A 12431-nucleotide genomic window follows, 5' to 3' on the forward strand; every position below is an offset into this window, starting at 1 on the left:
TCTCATTCCTCTTTTTGGCTCAATGCCTGCTTGAACAGCTCTCCTAAACTGACCCCAAACGATTCGTTCGACGCGCTGTATTTTTTGAGAAGCGCCCGTTCGCTGCCTTTGGCGGCGATGCGTTTGGTCTCGTCCGCTTTTTCGACAATATTGCACGGGCGGCATTGGAAATAAAGTCCTGCCTTTCCTTCATGCATTTCCATGCGCCGGTGGCATTGCGGACAGCGGCGGTTCGACAGTTTCGGGTCGCGCCGGCGGCGGTAGCGGCATTGTAAGTTCGAGCAGACAAGCATCCGTCCGTCTTTCGTTTTCCGCTCTTTTAAAAGCGCGCCGCATTCTGGACACGTCAGATTCGTGAGGTTTGGCGCTTTGTATACCTGCTCGCTTTGCTTAATTTCGGCAACGAGCTGCTGCGTTTGCCGGCGGATGTTGGCCAAAAATTGTTGTGGATTTCCTTTCCCGCGGGCGATCGCCTCCAGCTCCCGCTCCCAGCGGGCGGTCAATTCCGGCGATTTCAGCTCTTCATTGACGAGCTCAATCAGCTGTTTCCCTTTTTTTGTCGGATAAAACCGTCCGTCTTTTCGCTCGACCACTTCGGTTTCAACCAGCCGTTCGATGATGTCCGCTCTTGTCGCCGGCGTGCCGAGCCCGTATTTCTCCATTTGCGCGAGCAAGTCAGCTTCCGAATAACGGGCAGGCGGTTCCGTGAACGATTGTTCCAGCTCAAGTTGCACTGATGGGAGCGTCTGGCCTTCCGCGAGATGCAACAACGTTGGTTGGGCCTTGTTGTCTTCTTTGCTGAGAACGGCTTGAAATCCGGCGTTGACAACCGCCGTCTCCTTGGCGACAAACGTTTCGCCGCCGATGTCAAAGACGGCTGTCGTCGTTTCGGATTCATGCGGCGGGTAGAAAAGCGCCAAAAAACGGCGGGCGATGAGATCATACAGCTTGCGCTCATCAGTGGACAGCCTGCTAAGGTCGAGCCGCTCATCCGTTGGAACGATGGCGTGATGATCGGTTACTTTGTCATCGTTAAATACCCGCTTGGCTGCTTTGGCTTTGCCTTTGGCGAGAAGCGGAGCGATGACGTCCTCATAACCGGATTTCATCGCCAACAACCGCTCGGTCATCGTCGCTTCCATATCGCTTGGCAAATAACGCGAATCGGTGCGCGGGTACGTGACAAGCTTGTGTTGTTCGTACAGTCGCTGCAACACCGAGAGCGTCTTTTTCGCCGAAAAGCCAAACCGCTTGTTTGCGTCCCGCTGCAGTTCGGTCAAGTCATACGGCAGCGGGGCGGGCTCGCTTTTTCGTTTCCGTTTGATCGATGTGACGCGCGCCGGCTGGCCTTTGAGACGAGTCATCAGCCGGTTGGCCTCGTCTTGGTCAAACAGACGATGTCCGCCATGCCGCTCCCATACGGCTGTGATGGACCCGATCTTGGCCCGAATTGTCCAATATGGCACGGGAACGAACGATTGGATCTCGCGTTCGCGCTCGATGATCATCGCAAGCGTCGGCGTCTGCACCCGCCCGGCTGAGAGCGGATCGTTGTATTTGGTCGTCAAGGCGCGCGAGACGTTTAACCCAATCAGCCAGTCGGCTTCCGCGCGGCAGACGGCCGATTGATACAGGCGTTCAAACTGCACCCCGGGCTTGAGTTGGCGGAAGCCGTCGCGGATGGCGCGGTCGGTTTGCGACGAAATCCATAGCCGCCAAATCGGCTTCGTCCAACCGATCATCTCTAAAATCCAGCGCGCCACCAGTTCCCCCTCGCGGCCCGCGTCGGTCGCGATGATGACATCTTTCACATCCGGTCGTTTCGCCAACCGTTCAATGGCGCGAAACTGGTGGCTTGTTTGCCGAATGACTTTCAAGCCCATTTTCTTTGGGATGATCGGCAAGTCCTCCAGCCGCCATGTTTCGTATTTTCGGTCGTAGTCTTCCGGCATCTTCAGCTCCACTAAATGGCCGAGCGCCCAGGTGACAATGTGCTGCTTTCCTTCAAAATAATGTTTATGTGCTTGCTTGCAGCCGAGCACGCGGGCGATGTCGCGGGCGACGCTCGGCTTTTCCGCTAACACGAGCGATTTCATCGATAAACCCCTTTCTGTCGTCTCTACATGAGCACAGTCTGCTTCTTAAGTATAAAGGAAGAAGGAAAAAGACGCATCCGTCAAGGTTTGTCTCCTTGGCGGGACAAGACGCCTTGGCGTGGCGCAAAGCTGCATCTCCACACTTTCTGCACATTTGCCAAATAAAATAGTAAAATTGAAATGACACTCGGACTTGATGGATGAGGAGAGGAATCCGTGCGAAAACTGTCATGGAAACTCGGCATGCTGTTTTTTGCCTTTGTCTTGGCCATTGAAATGGTGCTGTTCGTTTCCCTCTACGCTACGCTCGTCCATGCGCGCATCGAGGAAGAATTCGCGCAGCTTCTGGCGCGGGGAAACAGCCATCGCAATGTATTGGAAAAAAATTACGATCGAACGACGTTGGCGCATGTCGTGATGATGGAATCAGAGGCGGAAACCGATGTCGCCATTACGGACGCCCGGCGCCGGATTGTATCGGCGTCTAGCGGCATTGTTCCGTTTGCCAAGCGCCTCATTCCTTTAACGAACGGCCGCCATATTCCCCGCCGGGGAATGATGGTTGAAACCGACTGGAAGCGGGCGTCACATATTGCTGCCGTCAGCCCGATTCAAATCAGGGGTGGAACAAGGGGATATGTGTATATGTTTCAAGACACCCGCTCGATCCGGACGATGGTGTATAAATTGAAACATCATTTTGTTGTCGTCGGTATGTTGTCCGTGGCGATTACGATGATGACGATCGCCTTTTTCTCCCGCGCCATTACGATGCCGCTTCTTCGCATGAAGCGAGCGACCGAAGCGCTCAGCCAAGGCGATTTTTCCGTGCGCGTCGAAGTGAAAGGAGACGATGAGCTGGCGCAGTTAGGCAACGCCATTCAAACGCTGGCCAACGATTTGGCGTATTTGAAACAAGAGCGGAGCGAATTTTTAGCGAGCATCTCTCACGAATTGCGCACGCCGCTGACGTATGTGAAAGGATACGCCGACATTGCCCGACGTCCGCATCTGTCTGAGGAACAACGGGCGAACTATATGGCGATCATTTACGAAGAAGCGGAAAAGATCGAAAAGATGGTCAAAGATTTGTTTGAATTAGCCAAACTGGAGCAACACTCGTTCCAGATTGAAAAGCAACCGACAAATCTTTGTTCGTTTTTGACAAAATTGTGTGAAAAACTGCGCCCCGCGTTTCAGGAAAAATCGTTGTCGCTTGTGTGCCAGTGCCCCGGTTCGGTCATGGCTGCGATTGATCGGCAGCGGTTCGAGCAAGTGATGATCAATGTGCTTGACAATGCACGAAAGTACGCGTTTTCTGGCACGACGGTGGCCGTCGCCGTTCACCTTCAAAAGCAAGGAATCGTCATTGCCGTATCCGATGAAGGAACCGGCATTCCGCCGGAAGATGTGCCCCGGATTTTCGAGCGGTTTTATCGGGTTGACAAATCGCGGTCGCGGACAAGCGGCGGGACCGGACTCGGTTTGGCGATTGCCAAAGAAATCGTCGAGGCGCACGGGGGAACGATCGCTGCTCGAAGCGAACAAGGAAAAGGAACGACCATCCTCATTACGCTGCCGGAGGGATAATGATGTATACCTTGCTGTTGGTTGATGATGAAGAGCGGATGCTCGATTTATTGGAATTGTATTTAGCGCCGAACGGCTACCGTTGCGTGAAACGGCGTTCAGGGGCGGAAGCCATTGACTATTTGCGGCGCCATCACGCCGATTTGGTGCTGCTTGATGTCATGATGCCAGAACTCGACGGATGGGAAACGTGCCGCCGCATTCGATCGTTTTCGAATGTGCCGATCATGATGGTCACCGCTCGCGATGAGACGGCGGATATTGTCCAAGGATTGAAAATCGGAGCGGACGATTATGTGACGAAACCGTTTGACGAGGCGGAACTGCTTGCTCGCATTGAAGCGGTGCTGCGCCGTACAGCTGGCGGTCGTTCCGCCATTCGCGCGGCCGGGCTTGTATGGGACGAAGAGGAACATACGGTCCGCTACGAAGATAAGCCGATTGCGTTGACGCCGAAAGAATTTGCCATTTTGGGGCTGCTGTTAAAGCACCCGAATCAGGTGTTCAGCCGCGGGCAAATCATCGCATCGCTATGGGGCTATCTCGCTGATACGGAAGAGAGGACCGTTGACTCCCACATGAAAAACATCCGCGAAAAATTGCGGAAAGCGGGGTTCCCAGTGGACGAATATTTGCAGACGGTCTGGGGCGTCGGCTACAAATGGGAAGGGCGCAAGTCATAACCATTTTCGGAAAGAGAGGCGTTTGGGTCAAATGGAAGAACGGATGATTGAGTTCCTTCAAGCATACGGCGGAGCGGCGTACTTCTTGAGTCTAGCCTGCAATGTGGTGATCAGCGTGCTCGGAGTCGTCCCAAGCGCCTTTTTAACTGCCGCCAATTTGACCGTTTTCGGATTTTGGCCCGGCTTTTGGGTGTCGTTTGCCGGCGAGGCGATCGGAGCGGTCGTCTCGTTTGTCTTGTATCGAAAAGGACTTCGCCGATGGAGCGAGACGACATGGCTTTCCCATCCCAAGGTGAAGCCGTTGCTTCATGCAAGTGGCAAGGAGGCGTTTGGGCTTATTTTCGCGCTTCGACTGTTGCCGTTTGTGCCATCCGGGGCGGTGACGTTCGTTGCTGCTGTCGGCCGCACGTCCCTTCCGGTTTTTGCAGCGGCAAGTTCAATTGGGAAGCTTCCCGCGTTATGGATGGAAGCGTATGCCGTCGCTCAGGTGATCCGTGTCACGTGGCAAGGGAAACTCATTCTCGCTGTTTTAGCCGGATCTATGCTTTGGTTGATCTGGCAAAAGATAAAGAAAAAGGCGCGTGGATGAAACAAAGGAGCGGAAACAGCGGGCTCTGCTCACCCTTCTGTTTAAAGAGGCAGAAGAGACTTTGTAAAAGCATGGGAAATCCGTCGCGGCCATCTTCCGCCTTCCTGCGTTCCGGGCTCATTGGTTCCTCTTGCACCGCAGCCTGCAGCTCCACAGATCGGCAAACCTCGCCTTTCCATCACATGCTTCCATGCACGGTCGCAACTTTTTCATGATCAAGGCCATCTCCATAAAATCTGCATAAATGTCGGGTATGCTAACAAGGCAAGGAGGGTGAAAATGATGAAAAAATTAAAAATGCTGTTGGGCACAACTTCGGTCATGGCAGCGCTCTTGTTATCTGCCTGCACCGGTGCAAACGACAACAAAGCGCCAAAGGAACATACGGCTTCTCACACCGGGCATGAAGGAATGAATCACTCGGGCTCCAAAGAGGTGCCGGCCGGATTGAAGGAAGCGAAACATCCAAAGTATCCGGTCGGAAGCCAAGTCATCATCCACGCCGACCATATGCCGGGGATGGATGGAGCCAAGGCGACTGTCACTGGTGCCTTTGACACGATCGTCTATACGGTCACATATACCCCAACCACAGGCGGGAAACCAGTGAAAAACCATAAATGGGTCATCCACGAGGAAATCGAAAACGCCGGTGACAAACCGTTCCAGCCGGGCGATGAAGTCGTCTTGAATGCCGATCACATGGAAGGGATGAAAGGGGCCAAAGCAGTCATTGATTCGGCGAAACAAACGACGGTGTATATGGTCGATTACATCGATACGGAAACTGGTCAAAAAGTGACCAACCACAAATGGGTGACCGAAGACGAGCTGTCGCCGGCCAACTAACGAATCATCATCGGTGTTTCCGCAAAACGCGCAGCCATTTCCCTTGGAGCATAGGGGAATGGCTTGTTTTTTTCGGCTCATTTGTGAAAATTGTGGTATAATTATACGAAAATCCCCTATTTTTTCAAAAAATAGACAATATAGGCGGCTTCGCCTGAGTCTTACGGAGCGATCGGGAAAACGGGAGAAAGAAAGGGAGAAACGATGCGGAGATTTTGGTTGGGAGTTATGTGGTTTTCAGTGGTTTGGGTGCTTTACGGCATCGGAGCGGCAGGGCATCACTTATGGACGGAACACCGGATGGACGGACAGGCGCTGATTCTCGCGCTCGGCATGGCGACCATGGCCTGGCGGGCATGGGACGAATATCGTGGGAACGGTTGGACACGAAAAAAGGAAGACGGGCGCCGTCTATGATGAAAGAACGCCCGTCTCTAGCCGTCGCCCGAGCGAAAAGAGGCGGTTTGGTTACGCCGTTCGCCCGGGCGCTTTTGTTGCTTGATGCTGCTTTTCTTTGACAGTGGAATAGATGAATAAGAGAACCAAGACGGCCACGCAGAGAAGCGAACCGATTCGATGCTCTCTTTGAAGCAAAAAGCCAAGCCAAATCGCCCCGAGCGCCCCGACCGCCGCCATCGTTGTGTACGGAAACCCTTTCGTTCGGAAAAACGGCTTCGTTTTGTAGTGCGGCCGCAGCTTCAGCTGAGCGGCGCCGATCATCATCCAAACGATGAGCACGGTAAACCCAGGAATCGTCATCAATTCCCCGATGATCCGCCCGGGCGCCAAGTAGGCGCCGATCACGCCAGCGGCGATGCAGATGGCGACCAAGCCCATCCCGTACAGCGGAACCCCGTGTTTCGTCGTCCGCTGCAAGCGGCGGCTTGCTTCTCCTTGTTCAGCCATGGTGTACAGCAGCCGAGAAGTCGCATAGACGCCTGTATTGGCCGCCGATAAGACGGCAATGAGCAACACCGCGTTCATGACATGGGCCGCACCGGGCAACCCGATCGCTTCCAACACTTGGACAAAGGGGCTGTTCGTTTCCGAAACGGTGTTCCATGGCATAATGCCGCAAATGATGGCCATTGGCAAAAGATAAAAGCCGACAACCCGCCAGATTGTGGTGCGAATGACGCGCGGCAGCACCTGCTCGGCGTCTTTCATCTCCGTCACCGCTACCCCCATCAGCTCCGCTCCGCCATAGGAAAACATCACGATAAGCAAGGCGCTGAGCGTTCCGGCAAACCCGTGCGGAAACCATCCGCCGTCGCCGGCAGACGGAAACGAGCCGCTTATGCCGCTTGGGATCACGCCAGCCCATACGCCCGCCCCGAGCACGATAAACACCACTAGCGCCGCCACTTTCAGGCCGGCCAGCCAAAATTCCGCTTCCCCGTAATACTTCACAGGGAAAAGATTCAACCCCATGATCAGACACGCGCACAGGAGGGCAAGCAGCCATAACGGCGCAGACGGAAACCAATAGTTCAGAAAGCTGCCGGCAGCCAGCAGTTCGACAACAGTGACCAACGTCCAATTGATCCAATACAGCCAGCCGACGATCCATGACAGGCGAAAGCCAAACGCCCGGCGGATCAAATGTTGAACGTTCGAACCCGGATACGCGATCGCCATCTCGGCCAGTGCAGCCATAATCCAAAACAACAGCACGCCGCCGATCAAGTACGTGAGCACGACGCTTGGTCCGGCGATATGAATGGCCTCGGCGCTTCCTTTAAAAATGCCGGTGCCGATCATCCCTCCTAACGCGATCAGCTGAACGTGGCGGGGCAATAGTCCTTTTTGCAGCTGAGGACGGGATTGTTCCATGTTGACAACAACCTTTCTGCTCTAATGTTGATTCATAGATGTGCTTTTTTGCTTTTATGCGGTTAAGCAAAAAAGATAATTTCAGAATATAATAGTTCAGTTGTTCTGTCAACGATTGTCGAAAAAAGGCATCGCCAACATGGAAATGTTTTGTTATACTGGAAACAGAAATGATGTGCAAAAAGGAGATTAAGAGAATGCTTCCTCATAGAGGCAAACCCATTTCATCAAAAGCGGTCACCGTGTGGCGTCTCACGGGGGCGCTTGTGGCATTGGCTTCCGGTGTGGCGATCGGGGGAATCATATGGCTGCTCTCGCAGTTCCATGCTCCTCCTTGGCTATTGATAGTGTTGGCCGGCGTTTGGATGGTGCAAGCCATTGTATGGGTCGTCTGGCTCCCGCCGTTGCGCCAAAGACGTTGGCGCTATGACATTCGTGAAGAAGAGATTGACATTCAGCGAGGAGTCTGGTCTACGAGACGGACTTTGATCCCGATGGCTCGCGTTCAGTACGTCGATGTGCGGCAAGGTCCGCTTCTCAAGCGGTACGGGTTGGCTTCCATTGCGGTGTTCACAGCGGCGGCCGCTCATGAAATTCCCGCTCTTCCGATGGAAGAAGCAGAACGGCTTTGCCGCTTGATTGCCGAGTGGGCGAAGGTGGCGGATGACGATGACGCCTAGACGCCGCCTTCATCCCGTTGCGATTATGGCGGGAGTCGGAAAAGAACTGAAAAACATGGTCATTCCGCTCCTTTTGATCATGGTGGCTGGCAGCCGCAACCGCTTCTCTTGGCGGGATTTCATCGTGCCGCTGGCGGCTGTCGTATACACGGTGGTGATGGGGGTTCTGTCTTGGCTCCGCTTTACCTACGCTTGGGATGAAGACCGCTTGCTCGTGGAAGAAGGCGTGTTTGTCCGCAAAAGACGTTCGATTCCGTTCGAGCGCATCCATGGGATTTCGGTGACAGAGGGGATATGGCAACGGATGGCGGGGGTGGTTCAAGTACATATTGAGGCGGCGGGCGATGCCCTCGGTGAAGCAGAAGTGACGCTTCGGGCCATATCAAAGGAAGAAGCCCGCTGCCTGCAACGATGCGTGGAACAGGCGAAACACAAGGTGGGAGCCGCCGCCCATCCAGAACCATCCGCGAACCGTCCACATCGTGCTCTGTTTGCCTTATCGGCGAAAGAAATAGGGGTGGCTTCGTTGACAAGCGGTGGAGCGCTTGGCGTGGTTGCCGCTTTATGTGGGTTTTTGTCGCAATTAGGCGACTTCATTCCATATGAGGCGCTGATCCGCGATCTTCAGTCGACATGGAACGGACATGGACGATTGCTTATTGCCCTATTCATCCTGTCGCTTCTCTTGGCCGCTTATGGAGTAGCTATCGTACAAAACATGATCCGGTACGCTTCGTTTGTCGTGCGGAAACAAGAAGACACGATTGTGATTGCTCGCGGATGGTTGGAACGAAAAGCGGTGTCCGTCCCTGTTGACCGCGTCCAAGGCATCGTTATTCATGAGAATTGGCTGCGCCGTTTTTTCGGATACGCCTCTGTATCCATTATTCATGCCGGCGGAGCGCTCGATGGCGGACCGTCAGGGGAAGTCGTTCTTTGCCCGCTGGTCAAAAAGCATCGCATCGTCCCCATTGTTCAGGCTTGTTTGCCCGAGTATCGCCTCGATGTGCCATTTTGTCCGCTTCCTCAGCGTGCAAAAAGTCGATATATGCTTCGCCCGCTTTATTGGTTGACGATTCCGGTTGGAGTTGCCGCGTATATGGAGCGTCCATGGGGAGCAGGGCTTTTGTTTGTGTTGCCACTTGCTCTGTGGATCGGGGCGCGGCGCTATCAAGCGGCCGGCTGGGCGCTTTCCTCGAAGCAGCTGTCGCTCCGCAACGGCTGGTTTCGGCGAACGACCGCGCATTTGTTAAAGCGTCACGTCCAATCGTTGGAAATCGCAACGACATGGTGGCAAAGAAAAAAACAGTTGGTGACGATCTCGGCTTCCGTCATGCCGGTCGGCACCTGCTCCCGTGTCGTGGATGTGGATGAAGAAGATGCCGCTTCGATCTATCGCTGGCTGCAAGGGGAAAAGGGGGACCAAACATGATGAAGGCCTTTCTTCACGGGCTTATCCTTGCGTTTGGACTCATTTTGCCATTGGGGATGCAAAACGTGTTCATTTTGACCCAAGGAGCAGTCCAGCGGCGTTGGCGGCATGCCTTGCCGGCGGTGCTGACGGCGTCGTTGTGTGATACGTTGTTGATTTTCCTCGCCATTTTGGGCGTCTCGCTCGTTTGGCTTGGTTCCGCTTGGCTGAGAACAGCCGTGATGGGGGCTGGCATTCTTTTTTGGCTGTATATGGGCTGGAGTACATGGAAGAGCGAGCCTGCAACAGGCGAAAGCGAAGCGGCGGAACGGTTTCCGCCCCGCAAACAAATCGCTTTTGCCGCCTTGAAAGCGACCTGAGTTGTTCCCAACGAACAAATCAGCGAAGAAGCTGCATGCGCTTGGCCTCCATACGATCGGCGATCTTGCCAAAGCTGACCGCGAGCGTCTTCGTCAGACGTTTGGCATCTATGGTTTGCGCCTTCAAGAGAAAGCGAACGGCATCGACCTGCGTCCGGTTGATCCAGTGGCGGCGGAAAAGAGAAAATCGATCGGACACTCAACAACGTTGCCGTACGATATGGATGAGGAACAGAACTTGCTCGTTGTCTTGCGCCAGTTGGCTGAGTCTGTCAGTGCAAGGATGAACGAAAAGCGGGTTGTCTCGCGGACCGTTCAACTGACCATTCGCTACTACGATTTTCAAACCATCACTCGTAGCCAAACCGGAATGGATCCGTTATGGGATGCGGAAGACATCTTTTCCTATGCTGTACGGTTGTTCCAAAAGCATTGGGACGGTCGTCCAGTGCGGCTTCTTGGCGTCGCCGCGCTCCATGTGTTTGACCGGACCGGGGCCGTGAAGCAGCTCGATTTGTTTCATTATGAAAAGGAGGTGAAAATGGAACCGCTTTGGAAAACGGTTGAACAGCTGCAGGCGAAGTTTGGCGCCCGTGCCTTGCAGATAGGTGTTGAGCCGCTTTCATCCGACAGGCAAACGAAAGAGGGGGAAGAACGTTGACGATCTCAATGATTGCCGCGGCTGTCGTGATGCTTGCAGGCCTCATCGGCACGCTCGCGCTGTCGGGGCGGGGGGACGAACAGTACACATCAGCAACCAAAGGCAATCTCACCCGCCTAGTGTTGATTTATGCCGGGTTGGCCCTTGTGCTAGCGGCGGGAATCGGGGTATATCTAGTGTTATAACAAGCGAAAGACGATGCCCGCCGTCGAGTTTAGATGCCGCGGCACCATTTAGAGACAAACGGTTATGGACAATCGAGCCCTGGTGACAAAGTAGCCATCGGTTCATCTCAGGCAGAGCGTCGCTCTCTTCGACATGGGATGAACCGATTGGCTTTGGTTGAGTGAAAAAGTCGGCTTACGGCTTTCCGTCAATGAGGGGAAGCACCTAGGTATTGGAAGTGCCCCTGCGTTTGTGGTGTGATGATCCTCACTCCGACGGGATGGTTTTTTGGGGTAAAATGGATGGTAAACGGAACAACCATGGAGGATGTATGGCCCACTATGTTTGGATGATCATTAATGCGCTGTTGGTGATCGGCACGGCGGTTTATATCTGGCTGTTTCGCCCGAACGACTCAGCTGCGGTGCTGGCAGGAAAATGGCTGGCACAAGTGGCGGTGCTGCTGTTTTTGGTCAATGTCAATATGTATTTTATCTTCCTTGTCATCCGCAAAACAAAAATCCGGAAGGTCAAAGTCACGTTAGCGCGGATAGCAAGAAGCATGATGAAAGCCCACATCCCGCTCGCGGTTGTCGGAACGAGCTTGATTGTCTTTCACGGAGTGGTGATGGCATGGAAACTCGGAGCGGTGATCGGTTTTGGCCATGGGAAACTGGTGACCGGTTATGCAAGCCTCGCGATGTTGGCCATCACCTTGTTTGCAGGTGTCCTTCGGCGGCAAAAAGCGTCAGGGTGGAGAAGAACGTTTCATCTTGTCTCTGCCTTGCTGTTTGCCGGTTTGTTTCTCCTTCATCTATTTTGGCCGATCTAATCACGTGTAAGGGAGAGAGAAAACGTGGGTGACTTGCTTTCTTTGCTGACGGAATACCGCCATCGCCAAGTTGTCGTCAACTTCTATGAAGAAGACGAGCTGGTGGCGCGTGACGGGTTTTTCTTTGATGGCATCGAACGATCAGACGGTCTGCTATCTTTCATCAAAGATGGGCGCATTCGCTGGTCCATTCGGTTGGATGACTACCCAAGCTATGAGATCGTACACGATTTCCCGAGGCGTTATCGGTTTTATGGCCAGCATCGGGCTGTAGAGCTCTATTTCCCTTCTTAACGGTGTCCGCTTTAGGAGAAACCGGTCAGAATCCCCCTCATTTTCATGAGGAGATGAATGACCGGTTTTTGACTATATATCATGTAAGTGGTTGAAATGTTTTTATACTTATTACGATTATACCAGGGCATCGTATATTCTTTCCGGCAGGCAGTGGTTGTCCGTTGAGCGGTACTTTCATAAGAAAATAGCGTATGATCAAGCTATTTCTGACGCAAGGCATCCACCCCCGTTGCTGCAGTCACTGGCTTCCGCATCGTAAACGTCAGCTCCGGATCAAGCACGGCTAACGCCGGGCGGAGAGCGGCATCTTTTAGCGTCAATTGAATCGTCAACGATGTTCTTAGTGCGGCGTTTGCCTTTTTCAG

General features: G+C 53.7%; 15 protein-coding genes. 12 read left to right on the top strand and 3 right to left on the bottom strand.

Translation table 11 applies throughout. From position 1 onward, the window contains the following. Window positions 1-2: 2 nt before the first annotated feature. Window positions 3-2096 (bottom strand): DNA topoisomerase III, encoded by a 2094-nt coding sequence (locus tag JCR24_RS03055; RefSeq protein WP_238980061.1) that lies wholly within the window; start codon window positions 2094-2096, stop codon window positions 3-5. 216 nt (window positions 2097-2312) lie between these two features. On the opposite strand from JCR24_RS03055, the gene JCR24_RS03060 reads away from it, so the two are divergent. The 5 genes from JCR24_RS03060 to JCR24_RS03080 all read left to right on the top strand — a co-directional run bounded on the left by JCR24_RS03060 (window position 2313) and on the right by JCR24_RS03080 (window position 6224). Continuing rightward, window positions 2313-3686, top strand: a complete 1374-nt coding sequence (locus JCR24_RS03060) for a sensor histidine kinase (RefSeq protein WP_021321388.1) — start codon at window positions 2313-2315, stop codon at window positions 3684-3686. A 2-nt stretch (window positions 3687-3688) separates the two neighbouring features. After that, a complete protein-coding gene (locus tag JCR24_RS03065; RefSeq protein WP_014195790.1) occupies window positions 3689-4369 on the top strand; it encodes a response regulator transcription factor in 681 nt (226 codons plus the stop codon). 31 nt (window positions 4370-4400) lie between these two features. Further along, entirely contained in the window at window positions 4401-4958 is a 558-nt protein-coding gene (locus tag JCR24_RS03070) for a TVP38/TMEM64 family protein (RefSeq protein WP_238980062.1), read from the top strand. Between the two features lie 282 nt (window positions 4959-5240). Then, on the top strand, window positions 5241-5807 hold the full coding sequence (locus JCR24_RS03075) for a YdhK family protein (protein WP_238980063.1): 567 nt from the start codon (window positions 5241-5243) through the stop codon (window positions 5805-5807). Window positions 5808-6011: 204 nt separating this feature from the next. Further along, complete coding sequence (locus tag JCR24_RS03080) at window positions 6012-6224, top strand: hypothetical protein (RefSeq protein ID WP_011231188.1); 213 nt, start codon at window positions 6012-6014, stop codon at window positions 6222-6224. 51 nt (window positions 6225-6275) lie between these two features. Here JCR24_RS03080 and JCR24_RS03085 read toward each other — a convergent pair whose 3' ends face one another. Continuing rightward, complete coding sequence (locus JCR24_RS03085) at window positions 6276-7640, bottom strand: amino acid permease (RefSeq protein WP_238980064.1); 1365 nt, start codon at window positions 7638-7640, stop codon at window positions 6276-6278. Window positions 7641-7837: 197 nt separating this feature from the next. Between JCR24_RS03085 and JCR24_RS03090 the strand changes: the two genes are divergently transcribed. From JCR24_RS03090 to JCR24_RS03120, 7 genes are all read left to right on the top strand, one after another. After that, window positions 7838-8320, top strand: coding sequence for a PH domain-containing protein (locus JCR24_RS03090; RefSeq protein WP_238980065.1), 483 nt, complete (start codon window positions 7838-7840; stop codon window positions 8318-8320). Then, window positions 8310-9752 carry a PH domain-containing protein gene (locus JCR24_RS03095; RefSeq protein ID WP_370643293.1) on the top strand — a complete coding sequence of 481 codons (1443 nt, stop codon included), beginning with the start codon at window positions 8310-8312 and terminating at the stop codon, window positions 9750-9752. Before JCR24_RS03090 ends, JCR24_RS03095 begins: the two co-directional genes overlap by 11 nt. Next, a complete protein-coding gene (locus JCR24_RS03100; RefSeq protein ID WP_014195795.1) occupies window positions 9749-10111 on the top strand; it encodes a LysE/ArgO family amino acid transporter in 363 nt (120 codons plus the stop codon). The genes JCR24_RS03095 and JCR24_RS03100 overlap by 4 nt, the downstream gene beginning before the upstream one ends. 1 nt (window position 10112) lies before the next feature. After that, window positions 10113-10772, top strand: coding sequence for a DinB/UmuC family translesion DNA polymerase (locus JCR24_RS03105; protein ID WP_238980067.1), 660 nt, complete (start codon window positions 10113-10115; stop codon window positions 10770-10772). Then, complete coding sequence (locus JCR24_RS03110; protein WP_023634321.1) at window positions 10769-10957, top strand: hypothetical protein; 189 nt, start codon at window positions 10769-10771, stop codon at window positions 10955-10957. Before JCR24_RS03105 ends, JCR24_RS03110 begins: the two co-directional genes overlap by 4 nt. A gap of 311 nt (window positions 10958-11268) precedes the next feature. Continuing rightward, a complete protein-coding gene (locus JCR24_RS03115) occupies window positions 11269-11769 on the top strand; it encodes a hypothetical protein (RefSeq protein ID WP_014195797.1) in 501 nt (166 codons plus the stop codon). 24 nt (window positions 11770-11793) lie between these two features. After that, window positions 11794-12063 carry a hypothetical protein gene (locus tag JCR24_RS03120; protein ID WP_014195798.1) on the top strand — a complete coding sequence of 90 codons (270 nt, stop codon included), beginning with the start codon at window positions 11794-11796 and terminating at the stop codon, window positions 12061-12063. Between the two features lie 203 nt (window positions 12064-12266). On the opposite strand, the gene JCR24_RS03125 is transcribed toward JCR24_RS03120, so the two are convergent. Beyond that, window positions 12267-12398, bottom strand: coding sequence for an iron-containing alcohol dehydrogenase (locus tag JCR24_RS03125; RefSeq protein WP_023634322.1), 132 nt, complete (start codon window positions 12396-12398; stop codon window positions 12267-12269). Window positions 12399-12431: the final 33 nt, after the last annotated feature.

The organism is Geobacillus sp. YHL (genome assembly GCF_022341265.1).
GTDB lineage: Bacteria > Bacillota > Bacilli > Bacillales > Anoxybacillaceae > Geobacillus > Geobacillus thermoleovorans.

Coding starts and splice junctions, on each gene's coding strand:
- JCR24_RS03115 (WP_014195797.1), top strand. CDS start 11,269: ATGGCCCACTATGTTTGGATGATCATTAATGCGCTGTTGGTGATCGGC.
- JCR24_RS03090 (WP_238980065.1), top strand. CDS start 7,838: ATGCTTCCTCATAGAGGCAAACCCATTTCATCAAAAGCGGTCACCGTG.
- JCR24_RS03100 (WP_014195795.1), top strand. CDS start 9,749: ATGATGAAGGCCTTTCTTCACGGGCTTATCCTTGCGTTTGGACTCATT.
- JCR24_RS03055 (WP_238980061.1), bottom strand. CDS start 2,096: ATGAAATCGCTCGTGTTAGCGGAAAAGCCGAGCGTCGCCCGCGACATC.
- JCR24_RS03085 (WP_238980064.1), bottom strand. CDS start 7,640: ATGGAACAATCCCGTCCTCAGCTGCAAAAAGGACTATTGCCCCGCCAC.
- JCR24_RS03095 (WP_370643293.1), top strand. CDS start 8,310: ATGACGCCTAGACGCCGCCTTCATCCCGTTGCGATTATGGCGGGAGTC.
- JCR24_RS03070 (WP_238980062.1), top strand. CDS start 4,401: ATGGAAGAACGGATGATTGAGTTCCTTCAAGCATACGGCGGAGCGGCG.
- JCR24_RS03080 (WP_011231188.1), top strand. CDS start 6,012: ATGCGGAGATTTTGGTTGGGAGTTATGTGGTTTTCAGTGGTTTGGGTG.
- JCR24_RS03065 (WP_014195790.1), top strand. CDS start 3,689: ATGTATACCTTGCTGTTGGTTGATGATGAAGAGCGGATGCTCGATTTA.
- JCR24_RS03075 (WP_238980063.1), top strand. CDS start 5,241: ATGAAAAAATTAAAAATGCTGTTGGGCACAACTTCGGTCATGGCAGCG.